This window comes from Bradyrhizobium sp. SZCCHNRI2009, assembly GCF_032485115.1.
Taxonomy (GTDB): domain Bacteria; phylum Pseudomonadota; class Alphaproteobacteria; order Rhizobiales; family Xanthobacteraceae; genus Bradyrhizobium.
This window is the reverse complement of the sequence record NZ_JAUEUH010000001.1, coordinates 1,095,125-1,121,372: the sequence shown is the minus strand read 5'-3', so window position 1 is coordinate 1,121,372 and position 26,248 is coordinate 1,095,125. Positions and strand designations below refer to the sequence as shown.

Sequence of the window (26,248 nt, the reverse complement as noted above, 5' to 3'; positions counted from 1 at the left end):
AGCGAAGCGACTTGTCAGCCATAGCCCGAAAGGCGACGGCGGAAGCAATCCAGAGTCATCGGAATGGCTCTGGATTGCTTCGTCGCTTCGTTCCTCGCAATGACGGGAGTTGAGATCCGCGTGAGCAGCAAGCGACGCCTTGACCCGGCTCACGGACAAAGCCGCCTACTCCTTCACCGCGCCGGTCATGGCCGACACATAATGCTCGACGAAGAAGGCGTAAAGAATGACCAGCGGCAGCGAGCCGACCAGGGCGCCGGCCATCAGCGATCCCCATTTGTAGATGTCGCCGTCGACGAACTCGTTGACGATCGCGACCGGCACGGTCTTGTTCGGCGTCGACTGCAGGAAGGTCAGCGCGTAGATGAACTCGTTCCAGCACAGGGTGAACGAGAAGATGAAGGCCGAGATCAGGCCGGGCACGGCGAGCGGCACCACGATCTTCACCAGGATCTGCCAGCGGCTGGCGCCGTCGATCAAAGCGCATTCCTCGAGCTCGAACGGGATGGTCTTGAAGTAGCCCATCAAGAGCCAGGTCGAGAACGGGATGAGCAGCGTCGGATAGACCAGGATCAAGGACAACGGCGAGTCGAACAGCCCATAGGCCTGGATCACCGAGGCCAGCGGGATGAACAGGATCGACGGCGGCACCAGATAGGCGAAGAAGATCAGCACGCCGACGGTATCGGCGCCCTTGAAGCGCAACCGCACGATCGCATAGGCCGCGAGCACGGAAGCGAAGATCGACAGCGTGGTGGCGCCGACCGCGACATACATCGTGTTCCACAGCCAGCGCGGATACTGCGTCTCGAACAGCAGCTTGGAGATGTGCTTGAAGGTCGGATGCACCACCCAGAACGGATTGTACTTCTCCATGTCGATCAGCTGCTCGTCGGGTTTGATCGACGTCAGCCCCATCCAGTAGAACGGGAACAGCAGCACCACGAGGATGATGAACAGCGGCAGATAGAGCGTCACCAGCCGCCGCGGCAGCGACTCCAGATAGCTCATGCCCTCGGATTCGTCGGTGCCGGCCGTGGTGGGCGCCTTGGCGTGCAGCGTGGTGTCGGTCATTGGTCGGATCCTTGCTGCCATTTGCGCCGTTGCATGCCAAACCAGGAGATCGCGATTGCCGCCATCAGGAACGGGATCATCGCGGTGGCGATCGCGGCGCCCTCGCCGAGCCGTCCGGAGATGATGCCGCGCTGATAGCTCAAGGTCGCCATCAGATGCGTGGCATTGACCGGGCCGCCGCGGGTCAGCGCCCAGATCAGCTGGAAGTCGGTGAAGGTGAACAGCACCGAGAAGGTCATGACGACCGCGATGATCGGCGTCAGCAAGGGATAGGTGATGAAGCGGAAGCGCTGCCAGCTGGTGGCGCCGTCGAGCGTGGCCGCCTCGTACAGCGAGGGCGACACGGTCTGCAGGCCGGCGAGCAAGGTGATCGCGACGAACGGCACACCGCGCCAGATGTTGGCGATGATGACGGAGGCGCGCGCCCAGGAGGTGTCGCCGAGGAAGTTGATGTTCTGGGTGATGATTCCGAGCTTGATCAGCGACCAGGAGATGATCGAGAATTGGGAATCGTAGATCCACCAGAACGCGATCGCCGACAGCACGGTGGGCACGATGAAGGGGATCAGCACGACGGCGCGGATCATCGCCTTGAACGGCATGTGCCGGTTCAACAGCAGCGCGAGATAGAGCCCGATGGCGAATTTGATGGCGCTCGCCACGATCGTGTAGAGCAGCGTGTTGAACACCGACAGCCAGAAGATCGAGTCGTCCCACAGCCATTCGTAGTTCTCCAGACCGACGAAGACGCCGCTGCGGCCGATCTTCTCGTCGGTGAAGCTCATCCAGACGCCGAGCCCCAGCGGATAGGCCAGGAACAGGATCAGGAAAGCCGCCGCGGGCAGCATGAACCACAGCGCGATCACGTTGCGGTTGGTCTTGATGCGCACCCATGCCGAGGGCTCGCCGACGGCGGCGCCTCGTGGCAACGAGGTCTGAATGGTACTCATTTATCCAGCAGCTCCCTTCGAACCGTGGGGTGAGCGACGCGCGCCCACCGGCGTTCGGGACGGATAGAGTTACTCCGTCATTGCGAGGAGCGAAGCGACGAAGCAATCCAGAGTCCAACGTTCGGCCCTGGATTGCTTCGCTTCGCCCGCAATGACGGCGAGCATGGCGCGTTGCGCCTTGCTCACCTGCGTCTTGGTAACCACCGGTCTGCTCTGACGCACCGGCGGTTGTCCACCTCAGCGGAAGATGCGCTTGGCGGAGCGCTCGGCGCTCGCCATCGCCGTCTTCACGTCCTCGCGGCCCGTGCAGTAGTTCGCGAACATGTCGACCAGGACGAAGTCGGCGATCGCGGCCGCAGCGGCCTCGCCGAGCTTGCCGACGCCGGCCGGCGTGGTCGCGGTCGCCGCGACGTCGCGATACGGCGTGTTCTTCGGATCGACGGTCCAGATCGGGTTGGCGTCATAGGCCTTGAGGAAGTGCGACAGGTAGCCCTGCGCCGCCTCGATCCACGGGTTGAACTGCTCCGGCTCCAGCATGAAGGCGGTGAACGCCTTGCAGGTCTGCGGATACTTCGAGAAGTTGAACACCAGGATCGGGAAGCCCAGATGCATCTCGCGGGTCTTGCCGTCGAGGCCGGGCGGCAGATGCGCGTGGTTCATGTCCTCGGCGATCTGCGGCGCCTCCTTCTTGGCGGTCACGTAGATCGAGATGCCGTTGACGGTGGCGTAGAGCTGGCCGGCCAGGAACGCCTTGTTGTTGGAGCTATCGTTCCACGACGCGGTGCCCGGCACGAAATTGTCGTACAGGCCCTTGACGTATTCGAGCGCCTTGGCGGTCTCCGGCGAGTTGATGACGACCTTGTTGTCCTTGTCGATCAGATTGCCGCCATGCGCCCACAGCGCCCAGTGCACCCAGCCATTGGCGTCACCCGAGGCGTGGCCGAGCGCCATGCCGCCCGGGGTGCCGTTCTTGTTCATGGCTTTGAAGAACTCGGACATGCCGGCGAGGTCGTTCGGGAACGACTTGAAGCCAGCCTTCTCTGCCGCCGAGATGCGGTAGTTGATCAGGCCGCCGGTGGCCGCCACGGGGATGCCGATCCACTTGCCGTCGAGCATGCCATAGGCCTTGCCCGAGTCGGTCCAGCCGCCGCACTTCTTGCCGAGGTAATCGGCGACGTCGGTCATGTCGACGCACTTGTTGGAGAACAGGAAGGGCAGCGTGTAGAGGCCCCACACCATGTCGAGCCCCTGCCCCGTATTGGCCGCGACCGAGGCCTTGGGCTGGACGTCGTCATAGGATTCGTTGGAGACGTTGATGGTGACGTTGTTGGCCTTCTGGAAGGCGTCGACGATCTTCATGAAGGCCACGTCCTCGGCCTCGACGAAGCGCTTCCAGCGCATCATGTTGATCTTGGCGCCGGGCTCGGGCTTGAAGGGCGAGGTCTGCGCCCAGGCCTTGGCGTAGCCGAGCAGTTCGTCGGCCGACATCGTCGCCGCGGCCGCCAGCAAGGTCGCGCCGCCCTTGAGCAGAGACCGTCGATCGGTGGGGAAATGAGTCATCTGAAGTTTTCTCCCGTTGAGTATTTGCTTGTTTTGTTTGTTGTCAGTTCTGCGCCTCAAGCGCCCGGATCAGAGTCTCCGGCCGCTGTCCTTGTCGAACAGATGCGCCGCCGACGCCCGCGGGCGCAAATGGATCTTCTCCCCGGGATTGACCTCGTGGCGGTCGCGGAACACCGCGATGATGTCCTGGGTGCCGATCCGGGCGACGATCTGCGTCTCCGAGCCGGTCGGCTCGACGACGACGACCTCGGCCTCGATGCCGTCATCGGCAAGCTCGAGATGCTCGGGCCGCACGCCGTAGACGACGGGGCGACCGTCGGAGGCGGCCGGCGCGGTCAGCAGCGGCAGCTTGGCGCCGTTCTCGGTCACAACATGGACCGAGCCGTTGGACTTCAGGTGGCCATTGAGGAAGTTCATCGCCGGTGAGCCGATGAAGCCGGCGACAAACTGGTTGTCCGGCTTGTCGTAGAGATCGAGCGGCGAGCCCATCTGCTCGACGATGCCGTCATGCATCACGACGATCTTGTCGGCCATCGTCATGGCCTCGATCTGGTCGTGGGTGACGTAGACGGTGGTGGTCTTGAGACGCTGATGCAGCTCCTTGATCTCGGTGCGCATCGCGACGCGCAGCTTGGCGTCGAGGTTCGACAACGGCTCGTCGAACAGGAACACCTGCGGATCGCGCACGATGGCGCGGCCCATTGCGACGCGCTGGCGCTGGCCACCGGAGAGCTGGCGCGGATAGCGGTCGAGCAGCGGCGTCAGCGCCAGGATCTCGGCGGCGCGCGCGACGCCCTTCTTGATGTCTTCCGGCCGTGCGCCGCGCAGCTTCAGCGAGAAGCCCATGTTGTCGGCGACCGTCATATGCGGATAGAGCGCGTAGTTCTGGAACACCATCGCGATGTCGCGCTCTTTCGGCTGCACGTTGTTGACGACGCGCTCGCCGATCGAGATGGTTCCGGCGGTGATGTTCTCGAGCCCTGCGAGCATGCGCAGCAGCGTCGACTTGCCGCAGCCGGACGGCCCGACCAGCACGACGAACTCGCCATCCTCGATCGGAATCGTCACGCCGTGCAGCACTTCGAATCCGCCGAATGATTTGCGCACGTCGCGAATTTGCACCGACGACATCAATTTCCTCCTCAAAGACCGACAGCATTGGCTGCTTGCCGGCGGCATTCTGACCGTTGTTCTCGGCCGTTTGATCAGGCCGCTTGTCGTTTTGTAGTCTTGGTCGTGTAGTCTTGTTCTTGGTGGTCTTGTTTTTGATGGTCTTGTTGGCTCTGGTCGTTCCGACCGGCTCCGAAACAGGGCCAGTACGGCCGACATTGTCCGCAGTTCAGTTCGCTTCCGCAATGCCTCGCTTAGCAACCGCGTGATAGCGCTGTCAATATCGCTTGTGTACCAGACCGCCTATGCTATGAGCGAGGCATGGGACGGAAACGCATCGAGCCGGGCAAAGTCCGGCTGACCGAAGTTGCGGCACTGGCGGGCGTCAGCCCGATCACGGTGTCACGCTTCTTCCGTAATCCCGACACGGTCTCGGCCGGCCGCCGCACGAGGATCGAGAGTGCCGCCAAGGAGCTCGGCTATGTGCCGAACCTCGCCGCGCGCGCGCTCGCATCGCAGCGCACCGAAGTGATCGGCGTGCTGATACCGTCCCTCACCAACAACGTGTTCTCCGACGTGCTGCGGGGCATCTATGATGCGTTCGAAGGCAGCCGTTACAGCATCCAGCTCGCCAACACCCGCTACAGCGTGTTGCAGGAGGAGCGCCTGCTGCGGTTGTTCCTGATGCAGAAGCCGGCCGGCCTGATCGTGACCGGTCTCGACCAGACGGCGGAGAGCCGGTCGATCATCCAGGCAGCGGACTGTCCCGTCGTGCAGATCATGGAGCTCGGCGCCGCCCCGATTGACATGATGATCGGATTTTCGCACGTCGATGCCTGTTTTGCAGCCATTTCACACCTTCTCGCGCAGGGCTGCCGCCGCATCGGCTTCATCGGCGCCCGCATGGACCCAAGGGTGCAGCGCAGGCTGCAGGGCTATCAGAACGCGATGAAGGAGGCCGGCTTGTTCGACCCGCGTCTCATCGTCACGGCGCCTGTTCCGACCTCGACCACAATGGGCGGCAGCCTGTTCTCCGATCTGCTGATGAAGGCGCCGGATCTCGACGCCGTGTTCTGCGCCAACGACGATCTCGCGCTCGGCGTGCTGTTCGAATGCCAGCGCCGGCACATTGCGGTACCCGAGCAGATCGCGATCGTCGGCTTCAACGACATGGAATTCATGGCCGCGGCGGTTCCGACGCTCACCAGCGTGCGTACCAATCGCTACGAGATGGGTCGGCGTGCGGCGACGATGATCATGGACGCCGTCGAAGGCCGTCCCGTGGCGCAGCGCGTCGTCGATCTCGGCTTCGAGGTGATCGAACGGCAGAGCTCGACCTTGCAGCGCGCCGCCGCAAGTCCGCAGCCCGCGTCGGGGCGCGCTTCCGGAACAAAATGGTAGCGCAACCAAAAGCCATGAACTAGAACCACTCGAACCAACGACGACTTGAACGAAAGACGTAGGCGATCTTCGACAGCGGGCCGATAGCGCGCAGACGACGGACCGGCCTCGCCACGTTTGCACTGCGGGAGAAAACACATGACGAACTCGAACGGGCATGCCGGCAACGGCGCTGACAAAAGCCGCAAGCTGCGCTCGCAGGCGTGGTTCAACGATCCGCACAATCCGGGCATGACCGCGCTCTATCTCGAGCGCTATCTGAATTACGGCCTGACCCGGGCTGAGCTGCAGTCGGGCAAGCCGATCATCGGCATTGCCCAGACCGGCAACGATCTCTCGCCCTGCAACCGCCACCACATCGAGCTGGCGCACCGCGTCCGCGAGGGCATCCGCGCCGCCGGCGGCATCGCGATGGAATTTCCGACCCATCCGATCCAGGAGACCGGCAAGCGCCCGACGGCCGCGCTCGACCGCAACCTCGCTTATCTCGGCCTGGTCGAAATCCTGTTCGGCTATCCGCTCGACGGCGTGGTGCTGACGACCGGCTGCGACAAGACGACGCCGGCCTGCCTGATGGCCGCGGCAACCGTGAACATCCCCGCCATCGTGCTGTCGGGCGGCCCGATGCTGAACGGCTGGCACGAGGGGCAGCGCACCGGCTCCGGCACCGTGGTGTGGAAGTCGCGCGAGCGGCTCGCCGCCGGCGAGATCGGCTATGAGGAGTTCATGGAGATCGTCGCCTCCTCGGCGCCGTCGGTTGGCCATTGCAACACCATGGGCACGGCGTCGACGATGAATGCGCTGGCCGAGGCGCTCGGCATGTCCCTGCCCGGCTGCGCCGCGATCCCCGCGCCCTATCGCGAGCGCGGCCAGATCGCCTACGAGACCGGAACGCGCATCGTCGACATGGTGTGGGAAGACCTGAAGCCGTCCGACATCCTGACACGCAAGGCGTTCGAGAACTGCATCGTCGCCAACTCCGCGATCGGCGGCTCGACCAACGCGCCGATCCACATCAACGCGCTGGCGCGCCATGTCGGCGTCGAGCTCGACATCGACGACTGGCAGAAGGTCGGCCACGACGTGCCGCTGCTCGTCAACATGCAGCCGGCCGGCTTCTATCTCGGCGAGGAATTCCATCGCGCCGGCGGCGTGCCGGCCGTGATCGGCGAGTTGATGCGGCACAAGCGCATCCACGAGGACGTCATCACCGTCAACGGCCGCAGCATGGGTGAGAATTGCCGCGAGGCAGCGAAGCCCGACGGCGACGTGATCTGGTCCTACGACAAGCCGCTGGTGAAGGATGCCGGCTTCCTGGTGCTGCGCGGCAACCTGTTCGATTCCGCGATCATGAAGACCAGCGTGATCTCCAAGGAGTTCCGCGACCGCTATCTCAGCAATCCGAAGGACCCGAACGCCTTCGAGGGCCGCGCCATCGTGTTCGAGGGGCCTGAGGACTATCACGACCGCATCGATGATGAGCAGCTTGCGATCGACGAGCACTGCGTGCTGTTCATCCGCGGCGCCGGTCCGATCGGCTATCCCGGCGGCGCCGAGGTCGTGAACATGCAGCCGCCGGCGGCGCTGATCAAGCGCGGCATCCTGTCCCTGCCCTGCATTGGCGACGGCCGGCAGTCCGGCACCTCGGGCTCACCGTCGATTCTCAATGCGTCGCCGGAGGCCGCCGCCGATGGCGGGCTCGCAATCCTCAAGACCGGCGATCGCGTGCGCATCGACCTCAACAAGGGCTCGGCCAATATCCTGATCTCGGACGAGGAGCTTGCGAAGCGGCGCGCCGAGCTGAAGGCCAAGGGCGGCTTCCCGCACCCCGCCAACCAGACGCCATGGCAGGAGCTCTATCGCAACACCGTCGGCCAGCAGGCCACCGGCGCCTGCATGGAGCTTGCCACGCGCTATCACAACATCGCCGGCACCGTGGGTGTGGCAAGGCATAATCACTAGACCCAACTGCCGTCATTCCGGGGGCGCGCGAAGCGCGAGCCCGGAATCCATACTCCCGATCGTGGTTATGGATTCCGGGCCCATCGCTTCGCGATGTCCCGGAATGACGATAACTAAGAAGTCAATTCCCAAGGGAGACTCCATGTCCGACCGTCTCAAGGGCAAGCGCGCCTTCGTCACTGCCGCCGCTGCCGGCATCGGCCGCGCCTGTGCCATTGCCTTCGCGCGTCAAGGCGCCACCGTATTCGCCACCGACATCGATGAGAACGGCCTGAGCACGCTGAAGAGCGAAGGCATTGCCGAGGTCGCGACGCTCGACGTGCGCAACACCGCGGCCGTGAACGCGATGGCCGAGCGGGTCGGCAAGGTCGAGATCCTGCTCAACGCTGCCGGCTTCGTGCACAACGGCACCATCCTCGACTGCTCCGACGACGACTGGGATTTCTCGTTCGATCTGAACGTCAAGTCGATGCATCGCACCATCCGCGCCTTCCTGCCGAAGATGCTCGATCAGGGCGGCGGCGCCATCGTCAACATCGCCTCCGCCGCGGGCGTGTTCAAGGCGGCGCCGAACCGCTACGTCTACGGTGCGACCAAGGCAGCCGTGGCGGCGCTGACGCGCTCGGTCGCAGCCGATTTCGTCGGCAAGAAGATCCGCTGCAACTGCATCTGCCCGGGCACGATCGAAACGCCCTCGATGCTGGGACGCGCGGCCTCGGCCGGCCCGAACGGGCTGGAGATGTTCATCTCGCGCCAGCCGATGGGCCGGCTCGGCACGGCGGAGGAGATCGCCCATCTCGCGGTCTATCTTGCCAGCGACGAGAGCGCGTTCACGACCGGCGTCGCGCATACCATCGACGGCGGCTGGACGCTGTAGTTCTGCTTCGTCATTCCGGGGCAGCCCGCAGGGCTGAACCCGGAATCTCGAGATTCCGGGTTCGCGCTGCGCGCGCTCCGGAATGACGACAACAAAGATCGACCGGGGAAACATCATGAACCACATCGACCTTACCAACCGCTGCGCCGTGGTCACCGGCGGCGCGCAAGGTTTTGGCCGCGCCATCACCGAGCGCTTCAAGTCGTCGGGCGCGAAGGTTGCGATCTGGGATCACGACATCGCGCTGGCGGAGAAGACCGCGCAGGCGATCGGTCCGGAGGTGCTGGCGCTGCAGGTCGACGTCACCGACACCCAAGCGGTCGAAGGCGCCCGTGACGCGACGCTGGCCGCGTTCGGCAGCATCGACATCCTGGTCAACAATGCCGGCATCGCCGGCATCAACAAGACGGTGTGGGAGACCGATCTCGAGGAGTGGCGCAAGGTGCTGCGCATCAATCTCGACGGTCCCTTCATCTGCGCCAAGGCAATCGTGCCGGTGATGCTGAAGCAGGGCTATGGCCGCATCGTCAACATCGCCTCGATCGCCGGCAAGGAGGGCAACCCGAACGCTGCGCACTACTCCGCGTCCAAAGCCGGCCTGATCGCGCTGACAAAGTCGCTCGGCAAGGAGCTGGCGCAGCACAACATCACGGTCAATGCGGTGACGCCCGCCGCGGCGAAGACTGCCATCTTCGACCAGATGACGGAAGCGCACATCAACTTCATGCTGTCGAAGATCCCGAAAGGCCGCTTCGTGCTGGTGGAAGAGCTCGCCGCGCTGGTGTCGTGGCTCGCCTCGGAAGAGTGCTCGTTCTCGACCGGCGCCGTATTCGACATTTCCGGTGGCCGCGCAACTTATTAGTCGGCGTGCCGATCGATAGAGCCCGTCCTCACCGAGAAATCGTCATTGCGAGGAGGCGAAAGCCGACGAAGCACTCCAGAGCTCCTCGCGCGGCCCTGGATTGCTCCGCGGCGCCGCTGCGCTCGCAATGACGGCGATAGGCAGAACCGTTCCGGTACTGCTGACGATCGCGAGAGATCATGACCAGTTGGAGGTCCCACCATGACCCACCACGGCGGCTGCTTCTGCGGCGCGGTGCGCTTCCAATGCACCGGCGAGCCGATCAACGTACGCGTCTGCCACTGCCGCAACTGCCAGCGGGCGACGGGCGCGCCGTTCTTCGCCCGCGCGCTGTTCGCGCACGACGCGCTGACGATCACCGGCGAAACCGCGCGCTTCCCCTCCTCCGACGCGCTCGATCGCATGTTCTGCCCGCGCTGCGGCGTCAGGCTGTTCTCATGGCGCAGGACGCGCCCGGTTGTCGGCGTGGCCCTGGCCTGCTTCGACGACCGCAACGCCTTTGCCCCGACCGAGCACATCTGGGTCTCGGAAAAGATGGATTGGGTGCAGCTCAGCGACGGCCTGCCGCAATTTCCGGAGAATCCCGCGTAGCATCGGGGAACCATCGTGCCTATGTAAGGCGGTAACGCGTCCGGAACCCCGATCCTTGAACATCTCGCTCTACGGCATCTCCGTCTGGATCCTGCCGATCATCATCGCCATCACCTTTCATGAGGCTGCTCACGCCTTCGTCGCCTGGCGGTTCGGCGACGACACCGCGTTGCGACTCGGTCGCGTCAGCTTCAACCCGCTCAAGCACATCGATCCGTTCGGCACCGTCCTGCTGCCGGGCATGCTGCTGCTGTCCGGCTCGCCGTTCCTGTTCGGCTACGCCAAGCCGGTGCCGGTCGATTTTCGCAATCTGAAGCCGCTGCGCGCCGGCATGGTGATGGTGGCGCTGGCCGGACCGGCCACCAACATCGCGCTGGCGCTGGCGGCCGGACTGGCGTTCCACGCCCTGCCGCTGGTTCCACCGGAGGCGGCGCGGTGGGTGGCCAGCAATCTGTGGAATATTTTCTCGTTCAACATCCTGCTCGCCGTGTTCAACATGCTCCCGATACCGCCGCTCGATGGCGGCCGGGTCGCGGTGGGCGTGCTGCCGGCGGCGCTGGCGCGGCCGCTTGCCCGGCTCGAGCCGTATGGCATGCTGATTCTGATCGGATGTCTGATCCTCCTGCCGCTGGCGGGTTCCCAATTTGGTCTCAATCTTGATCTCGTGTCGGGGCTGCTCCGCGCCACGACCGATTCTCTGAAGCAGCTGCTTCTGCTATTGACGGGTAATGTCTAGATCTACCCGTCAGGGATGGTAACGAACGAGCCCCGAGGCACTCTTGGTCAAAGCCGCTGACATGATGATCGCACGCCGCGCCGACACCCGCGCCCGTGCCGATTTCGCGACCTGGAAGATGATCGCCAAGCTGAACGGCGCCTCCGGCCTGCCGCCGGCGGCGCAGGACTTCCTGGCAAGCTACAAGGCCCGCCTCGGCGACATGCCGGAGGACGAGGCGACCGAGGCCACCATCCGCGAGATGTACAAGGCCTATTATGCCGAGATGGGCGGCGGCGGCGCCCCGCCCGAGGTCAAGCCGGTCGCCGCCGAGCCGGTGACCGGCAATGTCACCGCCTTCCGCAAGCTGCCGCCGAAGAAGGCGGCGCAAAGCGGGACGACCGCTCCGCGCAAGCTGCCGGTTGCGCTGATCTTCGCCGCGCTCTGCGTGGTCTACGTCGGAGTCAGGCTGTATTGGCAGTGAGGTCAGCCGAACCCCACCCGCTCATTTCGGCGGGTTGAACTTGACCGGCAGGATGAAGGAGAACTCGTCGTCGGTGAGGCCCGCGGGAGGCTTTGGCACGGGATCCGAACGGCGGACCATGCTGAGGGCGGCCTGATCGAACTCCGGATCGCCGGACGTTTCCTTGACGTCCACCGAGACGACACGGCCGAGCCGATTGAGCACGAGCGCCAGCTTGAGCTGGGCAGCGGCCTTCTTTCCGGATGGATACTTCTTGTGCAGTTCGAAATAGGCGCTGATCTTGCGGCCCCAATTGGCCGTCAGCCTTTGCACGTCCTTGCCGATACCGGCATTCGGCGCTTTGGTCTTCTCGGCTTCAGGAACCTTCTCGTCCAGGGCCTTGCGCGCGCTGTCTTCGGAGGCTTCCTGCGCCTCCGACGCCCGTGTCTGGACCGTCGCGACCTTCTGCTCCTCGGTCGGCTTCTTCACGTCAGAGGTCGTGACCTCGCGGTCGGCCTCCTCGGTCGTGGTCGGCACATCCTTCTGCAGATCGGTCTGCTCGACCTCGGCCTTCTGCTCCTGCATCTGCGGAGCGGCGGTCTGCGCTACCGAGTCCTGTCCGACCGGAACCTCGTCGTCCTCGACCTTCGGCGAGCCCATATCGATGTCGATGACCTCGGCGCCCGCCGCGCCGAGGCCGCCGGCGTCCTCGTCGTCGTTCAGATGCGTCAGCGCCAGCGCGGCCCCGCCGACATGCAGGATCAGCGCGCCCATGATCGCCAGAAACCAGAGACGGCGCGAGGGGGAGTGCCCGATGTCGAGGTCGCTCATCACAAGCCGGCGCTCCTCACGGCTGCGCGGGCTGGGCCGGCGGCACCTGCACGGCCGCGGCAGGCGGCGCTTCCAGCGCCACCAGCTTGATCTTGGTGTAACCGCCGGCGCGCAGCAGTTCCAAGACGCCCATCAGCTCGCCATAGGGCACCAGCTTGTCAGCGCGCAGGAAGATCGGCCGGTCCTTCGGCTGATCGGTCATGGCATCGAGCTCGCGCACGAGATCGACGCGCTTGACCAGATTTTCCCCGATCGCCAGCGACAGGTCGGGCTTGATCGAGACATAGGTCGGCTTGTCCGGCTTCTTCTGCGGCGTGGCGCTCGAGGACGGCAGGTCGATCGGCAGGTCGACGGTCGAGAGCGGCGCGGCCACCATGAAGATGATCAGCAGCACCAGGATGACGTCGATGAACGGCGTCACGTTGATGTCGTGGGTCTCGTCGAAATCGTCGTCGAGATCGCCTTCGGAGAGCGAGACGGCCATCCTCGGCTACTCCGCCGCCCGGACGTGAAGGCCGGTATGGCTGCGATCGAGATCGCGCGACAGCAATCGTCCGGTGGTGCCGGAGGCGCGGTTGACGAGCTCGAGATAGCCCTTCGTGACCCGCGAGAAGTGATTGTAGATGATCACGGCCGGAATCGCCGCGGCCAGACCGATCGCGGTCGCCAGCAGCGCTTCCGCGATGCCCGGCGCGACCACCGCGAGGTTGGTGGTCTGCGATCTGGAAATGCCGATGAAGCTGTTCATGATGCCCCAGACGGTACCGAACAGTCCGACGAAGGGCGAGATCGCGCCGACGGTGGCGAGCAGGCCCATGCCGGTGCGGACCCTGCGCGCTTCGGCTCGAACGATCTCGGTGAAGCTCGAGGCTGCGCGCTCCTTGATGCCCTCGTCACTGCCGAGCCCGGCCGACAGCCGTGCCTCTGATATCGCAGCCTGCAGCAGCAATGCCGCGACGGTCTTGCCTTGACCAAGCGCAAGATGGGCCTCGGCCAGCGACTTCGCCCCGGTCAGCTTGCGCAGCGCGACGACCAGCCGGCGGCGCAGGACGGAGAATTCGAGGCTCTTGGCGATCAGGATCGTCCAGCTTGCGATCGAGGCCAGCGCCAGCATGATCATGACCGCTTTGACGACGATGTCGGCCTTGAGAAACATGCCGAACGGCGACAGCTCGTCCAGCCCGGTGGTCACCGACTTGCCATTGCGGGCGCCGGTCTCGATGCCCACCGGGGCGGCAGCCGTTGGGGCGACCTGTCCCGACGCGGGAGGGGCCATCGTCTGGGCTGTGCCCGGCGCCGGCGCGGACAGATCGGTCGAGACCGCCGGGGCGGACCTGGCCGGCTCCTGCTGCGCATGTGCAGGTAGCCCCGCAGCAACAGACAGACATGACAGGACGATTGCAAACCTAACGAGGAACGATGTCATCATATCTCGGCCCATTAGACCTCGGCCCATTGCCGGATCAGATTGTGATAGATGCCGGTCAGCTTGACAGCATCGGGATCGTCCCTCCCGAGGCGGTCCGCCAAGCTCTGGATCGCCGCGTCCAGATCGAAGATCATGCTCCGGACGTGGGCATCCCGTATCATGCTCTGCATCCAGAAAAAAGAGGCGACCCGGGAGCCGCGCGTGACCGGCGTGACCATGTGAAGGCTCGATGACGGATACAGCACCGCGTGCCCCGCGGGCAACTTGACTTCGTGCGAGCCGTAGGTGTCCTCGATCACAAGCTCGCCACCGTCATAGCTGTCGGGCTCGGCCAGGAACAAGGTCATCGACAGATCGGTGCGGATGCGCAGGCCGGTCCGCGGATCGCCGCGCACGGCATTGTCGACATGGATGCCGAAATGGTCGCCGCGCGAGGCGGTGTAGCGGTTGAACAAAGGCGGAAAGATCTGCAGCGGGATCGCCGCCGACAGGAAGCGCGGATTCTTCGTCAGTGCCGTGATGATGCGCTGGCCCAGCACCCGCGCCGCCTCGCCGTCGGGCGGCAACTGCTCATTGCGCTTGACCATGGCCGACTGCGCCCCGGCCGTCGAGCGGCCGTCCTCCCACTCCGCCGCATCCATGATGCGGCGGAAGTCGGCGACCTCGTCTTTGGACAGAACGTCCGGGATGCAGATCAGCATGATCAGAACTTCGCAGTGGTGACGATGTAGAAGGCGCGCCCCGGGGCCACGGCGACGAACGGCACCGCGCTCCGATACAGCGTGTCGTAGTACAGCTTGTTGGTCAGGTTCTGGGCATAGAGCTTCATGGTCCAGTTCGCGTCGAGCTTCTTCTCGACGAAGGCGTCGAAGCGCCAGTAGCTCGGCAGCTCGTTGCCGGTGTTGGCCGCGAAGGTGCCGCCATAGACCTTGGAGCGGTAGACCGCCTGCCCGCCGATCTCCCAGCCATTGTCGAGCTTGTACTTCGACAGCATGCTGAACGACTGATGCGCGATGTTGGCGAGCTGCAGGCCGATGTTGGAGGCGACGCCGCTCTGCGTGACCTTCGACTGCATCAGCACCAGGCCGCCGAAGATGCTCCAGCGATCGGTGAGCCTGCCTTCGGCCTCGATGTCGATGCCCTGGATGCGGTAGGCCGCGCCCGAGGTGAGCAGGCCGCCGACGGTCTCGCGGGCATTGTCCTTGGTGGTCTGGAACAGCGCGGCTGAGACCAGCAGATGGCGGTCGACCAGCTCCCATTTGGTGCCGAGCTCGGCCGCCTTGTTGCGCTCGGGTCCGAGCAGGACCGCGGTGTTGGCGGGCACGCCGCCGTAATCGGTGCCGGTGGCGTCGAGTTCGGAGCCGAACGGATTGGCCGAGGTCGCATAGGCCGCGTAGATGCTGCCGATCGGCATCGGCTTGTAGACCAGGCCGACATTGTAGTTGACCAGGTCGGCGTTCATCTTGAGGTATTTCGGCGAATTGGTCGACGAGCTCATGTTGTAGCCGTCATAGCGCACCCCACCGTTCAGGATGACCGTGTCCTGCCAGTTGGCCGTGTCCATGACGTAGACGCTGTTGGTGTTGACGCCGTAGCGCGTCGGGTTGCCGATCAGCGACGGCGTATTGCTGAATGGGATGTAGGTGTATTGCGGCGAGTACACGTTGACGCCGGTAACCGCGCCCGAGCTGGTCGAGCCGCCGCCGAACAATTCGGACGAGAGTCCGGTGTAGCGATCGATCGAGATGTTCTCGTTCGAGAACTCGGTGCCGAGCACCGCGGTGTGCTTGACGCCGCCGGTATCGAGCTTGAACGTCGCATCGTTCTGGTTGGCCCACACGTCCACCGTCTGGTAGCGGCTCTGTGCGCTCGCCGTCGTGGTCCAGAGCAGCGGATTCGGGCTGGTCGTGTTGGGGCCCTGCGGCAACGTGCCGATATAGTTGAGAAGCGAGTGCTCGCCGCGGAACTTGCTGCTGAGGGTGATCGCCTCGTTGACCTTGTACTCGGCTGCGGCAGTGCCGAAATCCTGCCGCGCGGTCTGGAAGTCGCGATTGAGGAAGCCATACCAAGTGCCGCGCGGAATGCCTGCCGAGGTCACGGGGACGTTGCCCTGCTTGTAGTAGGGCACGCCGAAATCCGGATAACCCGACAGATCGGTATGGACATAATTCGTCGTGATCTTGAGATCGTCGATCGGCGTCCACTTGGTCGAGAGGAAGGCGCCCCAGCGGTCATCGGTGACGAAGTTGCGCCCCGCCACATTGGAGTCCTGGAACAGGCCGCCGGTGCGCACCGAGAAGGTCGGCGAGATCACCTGGTTCACGTCGAGCGTGACGCGCTTCTGCTGGTCGGTGCCGAACTCGGTATCCATCCGCTTGAAGTTCGTATCGCCAGCCTGCTTGGTGACGATGTTGATGGCACCGCCGGCGGTGCCGCGGCCGGCATAGGACGAGGCCGGACCGCGCAGGATCTCGATCTGCTCGGTGAAGAAGTTCTCGCGGATCGACACCGCGGGATCGCGGATGCCGTCGATGAAGACGTCGTTGCGGGCATCGAAGCCGCGAATGAAGAAGCGGTCGCCGAACGCATTGCCGCCCTCGCCCGAGCCGAGCGTGACGCCGGCGGTCGAACGGCCGATCTCCTTGAGCGCGGTGACGTGCTTGTCGGCAAGCACTTCCTTGCTCATCACGGTGATCGTCTTCGGCGTGTTCAGGAGCGGCTCGGGAAACTTGCCCGACGCCTGCACGCGGTTGACCTTGTAGGGCTCGGCTGCGTCCGCGTAGGGGTTGGCGTCCGGCGCGGACAGTCCGCCTGCGTTCGGGAACGCCACCGCGGCCTGCTGCGCCGACTGCTGACGGGCCGCCGCGCGGCGCAGGGCATTGCGCGCGCGGACCTGCTCGGCGGTCGGCTTGGAGGACGTCGGCTTGGCCCGCGCGATCGGCGCATCGACGTTGACGGGCGGCAGGTCGGACGCCGGTTGCGCCTCGGCCGACGACATCGATGCCACCGCCATCAGCCCGGCCACCGCCGACACCTTGGTGACGGAGGGCCCCTCTCCGCGTCCGTCATTGAACCTCATCGCTGCGACCCCACGCAGCGAACGCGGTGCTATCACCTGTCCCATTTTATTTTCACGCGCCCCAGATCTTCATTCCACATCGCTTACGCGGATCATTCGCAGTGCGACGATGTGTCGTTGGTATCGGGCGCGTTTCAGGGGGTCAATTTGAGGAGCCCTAATTTGGCCTTGAATAGTTCCAGATCAAAACAATTCTAAAAACGCTCAACTAACAACATGCGGAACTTGAAATCGTTCTAAACAGCGCGATTTGACTCGCGCTGCCGTCGAATCAGCACCGCGTCGGGCGTAACCCCGGCGCAGGTCAGTTCGACGAGCCAGCCGGCGCGTCGCTGCTCGGCGGCTTCATCAGCGAGAACAGCTCGTCCACGGTCTGCACCGCGATCTGGCGCACGCGATCGGAATCATCGATCCCCGCGATCCGCACGCCCTTGACGACGGCCCTGATCTCATCGCGAAAATCGGTCAGGAAACGCAACGGATCGCGCTGCTCGTTGGCGACGCGCGCGATCAGGCCGGTGACCAGGATCTGGCACGCGAGCATCTTTCCATTCAGTTCTTCCATCGTGAGCTCCCCATTCGCTATCGTCGCACGGCGCATCGTCGGCGACACAGCCTCGCTCCGGTTGAATCCTGCCGCGGCCCGACGGCGCCATGACGGCGGCGGGACCCATCGGCTTCTAATCAGCTCCCATCGGGCGCGACAAGACGGCGAGAATAGGTCGGAGTGCGGCATTCGCACGAGAGACCCGCGCGGCCGGCGAATGGTCCGGCGCGGCGCGCCGGCCGACGATGGCGGCAGAGGATCGCCGCAGACCGCCCTGCTCTCGCGCAGGCCACGCCGCGGCAACGGCAAGCTTCCCCGCCATTTTTCGCACTCAAGATGTTTTATTGTACGACGCAACTCAAGATGGGATCAGAACGGTCTGCGCCGCGGCTCGGCTATTTGAGCGCCACCTCGGCTTTCGGATCGGACAGCGTCTTGATCCGATCCTTCAGGTCCCTGAGCGTGGACAGGCTGGTGGCTACGGCCTCGTCCGGAATGTCGTGCAGAACGTCGCCGGCGATCGCATCGCGCAGCTCGTCGAGATCATCGACGAGCTCTCGTCCCGCGGCGGTGAGATGGAGACGGTTCGCGCGGCGATCCCTCGGATCGTGCCGGCGCTCCAGCAGCCCCTGCTCGACCAGCCTGTCGAGCAGACGCACCAGCGAAATCGGCTGCAGTTCCAGCACTTCTGCGAGATCGACCTGTGACATCCCCTCATGCGCGCGCAGCCGAAACAGCACCACCCATTGGGCGCGGGTGGTGCCGCGCTGTTTGGCACGATGATCAATATAGTTGCGCAGGATGCGCGAGCTTTCGACAAGCTGCGCAACGAGCTGACGTCTCATATCCAGCGACATGGCTGTGAACTCCCTTGCGCTTCCTCGAAGCTTGCCGATTGTTTAGGTTTGTCCACGCGCTCGTGTGTTTACACATTAATTGCGTGCGTACTATATCTGGCATGCTGGGAATGGTTTTAAAGACCGGTTATCCTGTTCGTCTCAGCATATGGGCCAGCATGAAGACATCACGAACCCTCGGTTGGATCCTGCTTGTCGCGGCTCTCGGCGGCGCCGGCTATTACGGCTGGCAGCGTCATCAGGGCGCCGAGGCAGCGAAGAAGACCGCTGAGCAGACATCGGCCCGACCGCAGGCGGTTCGGGTCTCGACCGTGCCGGTCGAGAAGACGGACTTCCCGGTCTTCCTCACCGGCCTGGGGACCGTGCAAGGCTTCAACACCGTCCAGGTCCGCACCCGCGTCGACGGCCAGATCGACAAGATCGCCTTCACCGAAGGCCAGCTTGTGAAAGAGGGCGACCTGCTGGTCGAGATCGACCCGAGGCCGTTCCAGGCCGCGCTCGACCAGGCCAAGGCCAAGCGGGCGCAGGACGAGGCCAATCTCAACAACGCCAATCTCGATTTGCAGCGCACCACCAAGCTCGGCGAGTTCGCGACCCGGCAGCAGCAGGACACCCAGCGCGCCACCGTCGCACAGCTCACGGCACAGATCGCCGCCGACGACGCCGCGATCGCCAATGCCCAGACCCAGCTCAGCTACACCCAGGTCAAGGCGCCGATCTCCGGGGTCGCCGGCCTCCGCCAGGTCGACATCGGCAATATCGTCAACGCCTCGAGCCAGACCGGCATGGTCTCGATCGCGCAGATCGAGCCGATCGCGGTGATCTTCACCGCGCCGGAGGAGCAGTTGCCCTACATCAACGAGGCGCAGAAGACCGCTCCCTTGAAGGTGATCGCGTTCACCACCGACGGCAGGAAGCAGCTCGCCGAGGGCAAGCTGATGGTCGTGAACAACCAGGTCGACACGTCGAGTGGAACGATCCGGCTGAAGGCGGTGTTCGACAACAAGGACCACGTGCTGTGGCCCGGACAGTCGGTCTCGACGCGGCTGCTGGTGCGGACGCTGAAGGATGCCACGGTGGTTCCCGACGACGCCGTCCAGCATTCGACCAACGGGCTGTATTCCTACACGGTGAGCCCGGACAGCAAGGCCGAGCTGCGCAAGGTGAAGGTCGGCGTTTCGCTCGATGGCCGTACCGTCGTCGAAGAGGGGTTGACCCCCGGCCAGCAGGTGATCACCGGCGGTCAATTCAAAGTTCAGCCAGGCTCGGTCGTGACCACCGCGGTGGCCAGCTCGGAGCCGGCGCCAGCTAAGGTCCGGCAGGAATGAACGGCGGCATCTCGGCACCCTTCATCAAATACCCCATCGGCACCTCGCTGCTGATGGCAGGTATCCTGTTCATCGGCCTGGTCGCCTACCCCCTGCTGCCGGTCGCACCGCTGCCGCAGGTCGACTTCCCGACCATCCAGGTGACCGCCAATCTGCCGGGCGCCAGCCCTGAGACCATGGCGACCTCGGTCGCCCAGCCGCTGGAGCGGCAATTCGCACAGATCCCCGGCATCGCCCAGATGACATCGACCAGTTACCTGGGCACCGCATCGGTCACGATCCAGTTCGACCTGAACCGCAACATCGACGGCGCCGCCAACGACGTCCAGGGCGCCATCAACGCTGCCTCGGGCCAGTTGCCCAAGACCCTGCCGTCGCCGCCGACCTACCGCAAGGTCAACCCGGCGGACGCGCCGATCCTGATCTTGTCCGCCACGTCCGAGACGCTGCCGCTGACGACGGTCTCCGACTCCGTCGATGCGCAGCTCGCGCAGCAGATCAGCCAGATCTCGGGTGTTGCCCAGGTGATCATCGGCGGCCAGCAGAAGCCGTCGATCCGTATCCAGATCGACCCGGCCAAGCTGGTCGCCAAGGGCCTCTCGATGGAGGACGTGCGCAGCCAGATCGCGATCACCACGGTCGACAGCCCGAAGGGCAACATCGATGGCGAGCGTCGGGCCTACACCATCTACGCCAATGACCAGCTCACCGAATCGAAGGACTGGAACGACGTCATCATCGCCTACCGCAATGGCGGTCCGTTGCGCGTCCGTGACATTGGCCGGGCGGTGACCGGGCCGGAGGATGCCAAGCAGGCCGCCTGGGCCAACGGCAAGCGCGGCGTGTTCCTGGTGGTCTTCAAGCAGCCTGGCGCCAACGTCATCGAAACCGTCGACAAGATCAAGGCGACGCTGCCGCGCCTTGTTGCGGCGATCCCGCCGGCCATCAAGGTCGAGCTGATGTCGGATCGCACGACGACCATCCGTGCCGCGGTCGAGGACGTCCAGTTCACGCTGCTCCTGACCATCTTTCTCGTGGTCATGGTCATCTTCATCTTCCTGCGCAGCTTCTGGGCCACGGTGATCCCGACGATCACCGTGCCGCTCGCGCTGCTCGGCGCCTGCGCGATGATGTGGGGGGTCGGCTATTCACTGGACAACCTCTCGCTGATGGCGCTGACGATCGCGGTCGGCTTCGTCGTCGACGACGCCATCGTCATGCTCGAGAACATCTCTCGCTATGTCGAGGAAGGCGAGTCCCCGATGGCTGCCGCCTACAAGGGGGCCAAGGAGATCGGCTTCACCATTGTCTCGATCTCGATCTCGCTGGTCGCCGTGCTGATCCCGCTCCTGCTGATGGGCGGCATCATTGGGCGCCTGTTCCGCGAATTCGCGGTCGTGCTGGCGATGACGATCTTCGTCTCGATGTTCGTCTCGCTGACGTTGACGCCGATGATGGCCTCGCGTTTCCTGCGCGGCGGCCACCAGGCTCATGGCAAATTCTACCAATGGAGCGAGCGCGGCTTCGAGGCGCTGCTCAGGGCCTACGAGAAGGGATTGGACATCGCACTGCGCTGGCGCTTCGCCACGCTGATGGTGTTCTTCGCCTCGCTCGGCCTGTCGATCTACCTGTTCGTGCTGATCCCCAAGGGTTTCTTCCCGCAGCAGGACAACGGCCTGATCACCGCCGCGTCGGAGGCGTCGCAGGACATCTCCTTCAAGGCGATGCAGTCGCGCCAGGAGGCGCTGGCCAAGATCGTGCAGGATGATCCGGGCGTAGCCAGCGTCGCAATGGCGATCGGCGGTTCCGGCCGCGCCGGCAATACCGGCAATCTGTTCATCACTTTGAAGCCGCGTGACGAGCGTGATGCATCGGCGCAGCAGATCATCGCACGCCTGAGGCCGCAGCTCGAGAAGGTCGAGGGAGCCCGGCTCTACATGCAGGCCGCGCAGGACGTCCGCCTCGGCGGCCGGCCGTCCCGAACCCAGTTCGAGTTCACGCTGCAGGACTCCAATCTCGCCGAGCTCAACGAGTGGGCGCCGAAGATCTTGGAGAAGATGCGCTCGCTGCCGCAGCTGCGCGACGTCGCCACCGACCAGCAGGCCGACGGCACCACCGTGCAGCTCACGATCAACCGCGACACCGCCTCGCGGTACGGCATCTCGCCGCAGCTGATCGACGACACGCTGTATGACGCGTTCGGCCAGCGCCAGGTCGCGCAGTACTTCACCCAGCTCAACTCCTACCGCGTGATCCTGGAGATCCTGCCTGAACTGCAGGGCAATATCGACACGCTCAACAAGCTCTACGTGAAATCGCCGACCACCGGCGACCAGGTGCCGCTCTCGACCTTCGCCAGTTGGACCAACGTGCCGGTGCGGCCGCTGTCGATCAGCCACCAGGGTCAGTTTCCGTCGATCACGATCAGCTTCAACCTCGCCCAGGGCGTCGCGCTCGGCCAAGCCACCGATGCGGTGCAGCGCGCGATGGTCGAGCTCGGCGCGCCGGCAACCTTGAACTCGAGCTTTCAGGGCACTGCGCAGGCGTTCCAGCAGTCGCTGTCGACCGTGCCGCTCTTGATCCTCGCCGCCCTCGTCGTGGTCTATCTGATCCTCGGCATCCTCTACGAGAGCTACATTCACCCGATCACGATTCTCTCGACGCTGCCCTCGGCCGGCGTCGGCGCGCTCGCGATCCTGATGGCGTTCGGCTACGATTTCAGCCTGATTGCGCTGATCGGCGTCATTCTGCTGATCGGCATCGTGAAGAAGAACGGCATCATGATGGTCGACTTCGCCATCGCCGCCGAACGTGACCAGCATCTGCCGCCCGAGCAGTCGATCCGCCAGGCCGCCCTGCTGCGCTTCCGTCCGATCATGATGACGACGATGGCAGCCCTGCTCGGCGGCGTGCCCCTGATGCTCGGCAACGGCACCGGCTCGGAGATCCGCCAGCCGCTCGGCTATGCGATGGTCGGCGGCCTGATCGTCAGCCAGATGCTGACGCTGTTCACCACGCCGGTCGTCTATCTCTATCTCGACAAGGTCAACAACGCCTTCGCGCGCTGGGGCCGTACGCACATCGACCACGAGCCCGAGACCGCGGCCGCAGGTCCGGTCAAGGAAGCGGCGGAATAGTCCGCCGCTTGTCGTCGCCTACTGCCGCGCCATCTCGGCGGTGGCGACGCCCTCGCCGTCCAGACTCTGTTCGTCCTGCATCGTCACGGTCACGTGGGAGAGCCGTCCGGTGAACGCAAACGGCGCCGCATAGTCCGACACCGGGCTGCCGCGGTCATGGCCGATGTCGAGCCCCGACCAGGAGATCAGCGTGTGGAAGGCGAGCTGCGTCGTCAGCGCGCCGGCCTCCTCGCCGTCGATCAGCAACGTGTACCGGCTCATGCCGGTGCGCGCGCCCTTGGCGGGCTCGGTCTGCCGCCTGAGACGTTCGACGCGGACACCCAGGCGATGCGATCCCGCCGGCACCGGGCGGGTCGAGCTGATGATCTCGTGCCGGCCGCCGATGTTGAGATCGTGCACGAGATGACCATCCTTGACGTAGAGGCTGTAGCCCGACGTCGCATCGCCATGGGCGATGAGCACGCCGGATGCGCCCTCTGCATCGATCTCGACGTGGGCCTCGATCAGATAGTCGCGACTGCGCACGTCGGGCGCGACGTCGGTCGGCACATGGCCCATGCCGGCGTGGAACGTAAAGCGCGTGCGCGCGCCGTGGAAACGCGCCGCGTTCTCGGCAAAGCGCGGGCCGAAGCGATCATCGAGCGGCAGCACCTGGTGCGCCTCCGCCTGCTCCCACCACAGCTTCACCAGTGCCGCGAGCCGCTCCGGCTCGGCGGCTGCGAGATCGTGCGTCTCGGAGAAATCCTGCGTGAGATGAAACAGCTCCCATCTATCGTTGTCGAACGGCGTGCCCGACGGGTGAAAGGCCACCGCCTTCCAGCCGTCGTGCCAGAGGCCGCGATGGCCGAACATCTCGAAATATTGCGCGACCTGCTTCGACGGTGCCGCCGGATCGGTGATCGAGGCGGCGAAGCTCACGCCCTCGAGCGGCATCTGCGGCACACCCGCGATCGTGGCCGGCGCATCGATGCCGATCAGGTCGAGCAGGGTCGGCACGAGGTCGCAGGCATGGACGAACTGGTGGCGGATTTCGCCGCGCGCCGCGATGCGCTGCGGCCAGGAGACGATGAAGGGATCGCGGATGCCGCCGCCATGGGTGTTCTGCTTGTAGCGGCGCAGCGGCGTGTTCGACGCCATCGCCCAGCCATGCGGGAAGTTCGAGTGCGTATCCGGCCCGCCGATGTCGTCGATCCGCGCGAGCTTCTCGGCGATCGGCTCCGGCTTGAAGTTGAACGGTCCCATCGCGTTGACGAAGCCGAGCGGCCCGCCCTCCTGGCTGGCGCCATTGTCCGACATGACGATCACGAGCGTATTGTCGCGCTGGCCGGTCTTGTCGAGAAAAGCGAGCAGCCGGGCCAGATGCAGGTCGGCATGATCGAGCATACCGGCGAAGGCCGATTGCAGCCGGGTGAAGACGCGCCGCTCATCCTCGGAATGGGCCTCCCAGGGCTTCACGCCATCATTGCGCGGCGGCAGGTCCGTGCTCTCCGGCACCAGCCCCATCGCCTTCTGCCGCGCCAGCCGCTGCGCGCGCTCGGCGTCCCAGCCATGGGCGAAGACCGCGTCGTAGCTCTCGATGATGTCGTGCGGCGCCTGATGCGGCGCGTGGCAGGCGCCGAGCGCGAGCCAGGTCAACCATGGCAGCTCGGGCCGGTCGGCCGTGTGGTCGGCGATGAAGCGGATCGCCTGATCGACCAGGTCGGCAGTCAGGTGATAGCCGTCGGCGTAGCTGCCGGGCGGGCTGACATGGGTGTTGTCGAGCACCAGCTCCGGCGCATATTGATCGGTCTCGGCGTCGAGGAAGCCATAGAAGCGGTCGAAGCCGCGCCCCAGCGGCCAGCCGTCGAACGGCCCGGTCGCGCCGCTCTCGGTCAAGGGCGTGACGTGCCATTTGCCGACCATGTAGTTGCGATAGGCATGGGCGCGCAGCATCTCGGCCAGCGTCCCCGCCTCGCGCGCGATCTTGCCGCGATAGCCGGGATAGCCCGAGTCGAAATTGGCAAGGCAGCCGACGCCGACTGAATGATGGTTGCGACCGGTCAGGAGTGCCGCCCGTGTGGTCGAGCACATCGCTGTGGTGTGGAAGCCCGAATAGCGCAGGCCCTGCGCGGCCAGCCCGTCGATCGCGGGGGTGCGGATCCGCGAGCCGTAGCAGCCGAAATCGGAGAAGCCGACATCGTCGAACAGCACCACCAGGATGTTGGGCGCGCCCTTCGGCGGCTGCTGCGGCGCCGGCCACCAGGGTCTGGAGCCTGCGATGGTCCTGCCGATCCTACCGCCGAATGCGGGCTCGCTCATGCCTCGTCCTCCCTCTCGCTCGCGTCCCGGCTGCGCCTCGCAGCCCGTACGAGTTTATCGTTGTGATTGCTCTGGGATCCGCGACGCCCCGGGGCTGGGTGGCACGGCCAGGCTTGCCTCGGATCATAATCATAATTATTATTATTATTCCAGATGGAGCCAGCGACATGCCGCAGCGGATCGCGCCGGACCACCTGCCCGGCGTGACCCCATCGCGGCAGCAGCGCAGCCGCGAGACGACGCTTGCCCTGCTGATGGCCGGCGAGGAGCTGCTGCGCACGCGCAGCCTCGCGGAGCTGTCGATCAGCGACCTCTGTGCGCATATCGGGGCAACGGTCGGCGCCTTCTACAGCCGGTTCGACAGCAAGGAGGCCTACTTCAACGCCCTGCTCGCGCTCACTTTGGCGGACGGGCGGAAACAGCTCTTGAGACTCCCGCCGCCCGATCCCGTCCGCGCGGGCGACCCGCAATGCCACCTGCTGGTGCGCGGCACCGTGCTGTGGATGCGCCGTCACAAGGGCGTGCTACGCGCAGCGCTCGTGCGCAGCGAGCCCGGACCGAACCACTGGAGCGGCTTCAAGGAGCTGGCACAGGCACTGTCGGAGCGCGCGGCGCTGCTCCTGCTGCCTGCGGGCCGGCGCGCCGGCCCGGCCTCGCGCACGCGGTCGCGAACAGCGGAGGCGCGAAAGACGGTCGCGTTCGGCGTCCAGGTCGTGCTCGGCACCCTGGTGAACGCCGTCCTCAACGATCCCGGCCCGCTGTCGATCGACGATGACGAGATCGCGGAACGGCTCGGCGCCTGCCTGGTCCTGCTGCTGCGCGCCGGCCCGGACGGCGCGCCGCGAAAGCCGCAGGCCGCGAGAGGCAAGCGCTAGACCCTGCCGGCCCGTGGCGCGGCGGGGCGGCAGAGCACGTTGGAAATCCGTCATCCAGCGGCTTGCCAAAGCCTGAGACATGCGGGTAGAAGGACCCGTCGTCGCCGCCCTGCTTTGCCGGCCGGCGCGCAAAACGGTGCCAGACAGTGCGGCAATTGCTTGAAACTGCAGGGCATTCCGGTGGGGAATGGTGTAACGGTAGCACAACAGACTCTGACTCTGTTTGTCTTGGTTCGAATCCAGGTTCCCCAGCCAGCTTGATCACTGCCGCGACGGCCTGAAGCACGACAGCCTCATCCTCG

General features: G+C 65.0%; 22 protein-coding genes and 1 tRNA gene. 11 read left to right on the top strand and 12 right to left on the bottom strand.

What is annotated here, in order from left to right:
- Positions 1-165: 165 nt before the first annotated feature.
- The 4 genes from QX041_RS05045 to QX041_RS05030 form a co-directional block, all read right to left on the bottom strand.
- Positions 166-1,074: a carbohydrate ABC transporter permease gene (locus QX041_RS05045; RefSeq protein WP_316164601.1), complete on the bottom strand. Its 909-nt coding sequence runs from the start codon at positions 1,072-1,074 to the stop codon at positions 166-168.
- Positions 1,071-2,024, bottom strand: coding sequence for a sugar ABC transporter permease (locus QX041_RS05040; RefSeq protein WP_316164600.1), 954 nt, complete (start codon positions 2,022-2,024; stop codon positions 1,071-1,073). The genes QX041_RS05045 and QX041_RS05040 overlap by 4 nt, the downstream gene beginning before the upstream one ends.
- A 237-nt stretch (positions 2,025-2,261) precedes the next feature.
- Positions 2,262-3,584 carry an ABC transporter substrate-binding protein gene (locus tag QX041_RS05035; RefSeq protein ID WP_316164599.1) on the bottom strand — a complete coding sequence of 441 codons (1,323 nt, stop codon included), beginning with the start codon at positions 3,582-3,584 and terminating at the stop codon, positions 2,262-2,264.
- A 69-nt stretch (positions 3,585-3,653) separates the two neighbouring features.
- On the bottom strand, positions 3,654-4,715 hold the full coding sequence (locus QX041_RS05030; protein ID WP_316164598.1) for a sn-glycerol-3-phosphate ABC transporter ATP-binding protein UgpC: 1,062 nt from the start codon (positions 4,713-4,715) through the stop codon (positions 3,654-3,656).
- Between the two features lie 300 nt (positions 4,716-5,015).
- Here QX041_RS05030 and QX041_RS05025 point away from each other — a divergent pair, with 300 nt between their 5' ends.
- The 7 genes from QX041_RS05025 to QX041_RS04995 all read left to right on the top strand — a co-directional run bounded on the left by QX041_RS05025 (position 5,016) and on the right by QX041_RS04995 (position 11,586).
- Complete coding sequence (locus QX041_RS05025) at positions 5,016-6,095, top strand: LacI family DNA-binding transcriptional regulator (RefSeq protein ID WP_315749730.1); 1,080 nt, start codon at positions 5,016-5,018, stop codon at positions 6,093-6,095.
- Between the two features lie 138 nt (positions 6,096-6,233).
- Positions 6,234-8,057, top strand: a complete 1,824-nt coding sequence (locus QX041_RS05020) for an IlvD/Edd family dehydratase (protein WP_315714460.1) — start codon at positions 6,234-6,236, stop codon at positions 8,055-8,057.
- Between the two features lie 142 nt (positions 8,058-8,199).
- Complete coding sequence (locus QX041_RS05015) at positions 8,200-8,934, top strand: SDR family oxidoreductase (RefSeq protein ID WP_315749728.1); 735 nt, start codon at positions 8,200-8,202, stop codon at positions 8,932-8,934.
- A gap of 115 nt (positions 8,935-9,049) precedes the next feature.
- Positions 9,050-9,796: an SDR family NAD(P)-dependent oxidoreductase gene (locus tag QX041_RS05010; RefSeq protein WP_316164597.1), complete on the top strand. Its 747-nt coding sequence runs from the start codon at positions 9,050-9,052 to the stop codon at positions 9,794-9,796.
- 201 nt (positions 9,797-9,997) lie between these two features.
- Complete coding sequence (locus QX041_RS05005; RefSeq protein ID WP_315714464.1) at positions 9,998-10,387, top strand: GFA family protein; 390 nt, start codon at positions 9,998-10,000, stop codon at positions 10,385-10,387.
- Between the two features lie 55 nt (positions 10,388-10,442).
- The gene (locus tag QX041_RS05000; protein ID WP_315714465.1) at positions 10,443-11,123 is read left to right on the top strand and encodes a site-2 protease family protein; all 681 of its coding nucleotides are present in this window, start codon (positions 10,443-10,445) and stop codon (positions 11,121-11,123) included.
- Between the two features lie 61 nt (positions 11,124-11,184).
- Positions 11,185-11,586, top strand: a complete 402-nt coding sequence (locus tag QX041_RS04995) for a hypothetical protein (RefSeq protein WP_315714962.1) — start codon at positions 11,185-11,187, stop codon at positions 11,584-11,586.
- 21 nt (positions 11,587-11,607) lie between these two features.
- Here the strand turns inward: QX041_RS04995 and QX041_RS04990 are convergent, their stop codons facing one another.
- The 7 genes from QX041_RS04990 to QX041_RS04960 all read right to left on the bottom strand — a co-directional run bounded on the left by QX041_RS04990 (position 11,608) and on the right by QX041_RS04960 (position 18,308).
- The gene (locus QX041_RS04990; RefSeq protein WP_316164596.1) at positions 11,608-12,396 is read right to left on the bottom strand and encodes a TonB family protein; all 789 of its coding nucleotides are present in this window, start codon (positions 12,394-12,396) and stop codon (positions 11,608-11,610) included.
- A 16-nt stretch (positions 12,397-12,412) separates the two neighbouring features.
- Entirely contained in the window at positions 12,413-12,880 is a 468-nt protein-coding gene (exbD, locus tag QX041_RS04985) for a TonB system transport protein ExbD (RefSeq protein WP_315714467.1), read from the bottom strand.
- 6 nt (positions 12,881-12,886) lie between these two features.
- Complete coding sequence (exbB, locus tag QX041_RS04980) at positions 12,887-13,825, bottom strand: tonB-system energizer ExbB (protein WP_315714468.1); 939 nt, start codon at positions 13,823-13,825, stop codon at positions 12,887-12,889.
- Positions 13,826-13,836: 11 nt separating this feature from the next.
- A complete protein-coding gene (locus QX041_RS04975; protein WP_315714469.1) occupies positions 13,837-14,526 on the bottom strand; it encodes a Fe2+-dependent dioxygenase in 690 nt (229 codons plus the stop codon).
- Between the two features lie 2 nt (positions 14,527-14,528).
- Entirely contained in the window at positions 14,529-16,949 is a 2,421-nt protein-coding gene (locus QX041_RS04970) for a TonB-dependent receptor (RefSeq protein ID WP_316164595.1), read from the bottom strand.
- A 259-nt stretch (positions 16,950-17,208) separates the two neighbouring features.
- Positions 17,209-17,469, bottom strand: coding sequence for a hypothetical protein (locus QX041_RS04965; protein WP_315714471.1), 261 nt, complete (start codon positions 17,467-17,469; stop codon positions 17,209-17,211).
- 377 nt (positions 17,470-17,846) lie between these two features.
- Entirely contained in the window at positions 17,847-18,308 is a 462-nt protein-coding gene (locus QX041_RS04960; RefSeq protein WP_315749714.1) for a MarR family transcriptional regulator, read from the bottom strand.
- Between the two features lie 158 nt (positions 18,309-18,466).
- Between QX041_RS04960 and QX041_RS04955 the strand changes: the two genes are divergently transcribed.
- Together QX041_RS04955 and QX041_RS04950 are read left to right on the top strand one after the other, a co-directional pair.
- Entirely contained in the window at positions 18,467-19,636 is a 1,170-nt protein-coding gene (locus tag QX041_RS04955; RefSeq protein ID WP_315714473.1) for an efflux RND transporter periplasmic adaptor subunit, read from the top strand.
- Complete coding sequence (locus tag QX041_RS04950; RefSeq protein ID WP_315749712.1) at positions 19,633-22,773, top strand: multidrug efflux RND transporter permease subunit; 3,141 nt, start codon at positions 19,633-19,635, stop codon at positions 22,771-22,773. Before QX041_RS04955 ends, QX041_RS04950 begins: the two co-directional genes overlap by 4 nt.
- An 18-nt stretch (positions 22,774-22,791) precedes the next feature.
- Here the strand turns inward: QX041_RS04950 and QX041_RS04945 are convergent, their stop codons facing one another.
- Positions 22,792-25,071, bottom strand: coding sequence for an arylsulfatase (locus tag QX041_RS04945; RefSeq protein WP_316164594.1), 2,280 nt, complete (start codon positions 25,069-25,071; stop codon positions 22,792-22,794).
- A gap of 167 nt (positions 25,072-25,238) precedes the next feature.
- Here QX041_RS04945 and QX041_RS04940 point away from each other — a divergent pair, with 167 nt between their 5' ends.
- Positions 25,239-25,946: a TetR/AcrR family transcriptional regulator gene (locus QX041_RS04940; RefSeq protein ID WP_315714478.1), complete on the top strand. Its 708-nt coding sequence runs from the start codon at positions 25,239-25,241 to the stop codon at positions 25,944-25,946.
- Positions 25,947-26,127: 181 nt separating this feature from the next.
- A tRNA-Gln gene (locus tag QX041_RS04935) sits at positions 26,128-26,201 on the top strand.
- Positions 26,202-26,248: the final 47 nt, after the last annotated feature.

Bases quoted from the DNA above. Each gene is read 5' to 3' on its own strand.
- QX041_RS05045 (WP_316164601.1), bottom strand. From the start codon at position 1,074: ATGACCGACACCACGCTGCACGCCAAGGCGCCCACCACGGCCGGCACC.
- QX041_RS05040 (WP_316164600.1), bottom strand. From the start codon at position 2,024: ATGAGTACCATTCAGACCTCGTTGCCACGAGGCGCCGCCGTCGGCGAG.
- QX041_RS05035 (WP_316164599.1), bottom strand. From the start codon at position 3,584: ATGACTCATTTCCCCACCGATCGACGGTCTCTGCTCAAGGGCGGCGCG.
- QX041_RS05030 (WP_316164598.1), bottom strand. From the start codon at position 4,715: ATGTCGTCGGTGCAAATTCGCGACGTGCGCAAATCATTCGGCGGATTC.
- QX041_RS05025 (WP_315749730.1), top strand. From the start codon at position 5,016: ATGGGACGGAAACGCATCGAGCCGGGCAAAGTCCGGCTGACCGAAGTT.
- QX041_RS05020 (WP_315714460.1), top strand. From the start codon at position 6,234: ATGACGAACTCGAACGGGCATGCCGGCAACGGCGCTGACAAAAGCCGC.
- QX041_RS05015 (WP_315749728.1), top strand. From the start codon at position 8,200: ATGTCCGACCGTCTCAAGGGCAAGCGCGCCTTCGTCACTGCCGCCGCT.
- QX041_RS05010 (WP_316164597.1), top strand. From the start codon at position 9,050: ATGAACCACATCGACCTTACCAACCGCTGCGCCGTGGTCACCGGCGGC.
- QX041_RS05005 (WP_315714464.1), top strand. From the start codon at position 9,998: ATGACCCACCACGGCGGCTGCTTCTGCGGCGCGGTGCGCTTCCAATGC.
- QX041_RS04995 (WP_315714962.1), top strand. From the start codon at position 11,185: ATGATGATCGCACGCCGCGCCGACACCCGCGCCCGTGCCGATTTCGCG.
- QX041_RS04990 (WP_316164596.1), bottom strand. From the start codon at position 12,396: ATGAGCGACCTCGACATCGGGCACTCCCCCTCGCGCCGTCTCTGGTTT.
- exbD (WP_315714467.1), bottom strand. From the start codon at position 12,880: ATGGCCGTCTCGCTCTCCGAAGGCGATCTCGACGACGATTTCGACGAG.
- exbB (WP_315714468.1), bottom strand. From the start codon at position 13,825: ATGATGACATCGTTCCTCGTTAGGTTTGCAATCGTCCTGTCATGTCTG.
- QX041_RS04975 (WP_315714469.1), bottom strand. From the start codon at position 14,526: ATGCTGATCTGCATCCCGGACGTTCTGTCCAAAGACGAGGTCGCCGAC.
- QX041_RS04970 (WP_316164595.1), bottom strand. From the start codon at position 16,949: ATGGGACAGGTGATAGCACCGCGTTCGCTGCGTGGGGTCGCAGCGATG.
- QX041_RS04965 (WP_315714471.1), bottom strand. From the start codon at position 17,469: ATGGAAGAACTGAATGGAAAGATGCTCGCGTGCCAGATCCTGGTCACC.
- QX041_RS04960 (WP_315749714.1), bottom strand. From the start codon at position 18,308: ATGTCGCTGGATATGAGACGTCAGCTCGTTGCGCAGCTTGTCGAAAGC.
- QX041_RS04955 (WP_315714473.1), top strand. From the start codon at position 18,467: ATGAAGACATCACGAACCCTCGGTTGGATCCTGCTTGTCGCGGCTCTC.
- QX041_RS04950 (WP_315749712.1), top strand. From the start codon at position 19,633: ATGAACGGCGGCATCTCGGCACCCTTCATCAAATACCCCATCGGCACC.
- QX041_RS04945 (WP_316164594.1), bottom strand. From the start codon at position 25,071: ATGAGCGAGCCCGCATTCGGCGGTAGGATCGGCAGGACCATCGCAGGC.
- QX041_RS04940 (WP_315714478.1), top strand. From the start codon at position 25,239: ATGCCGCAGCGGATCGCGCCGGACCACCTGCCCGGCGTGACCCCATCG.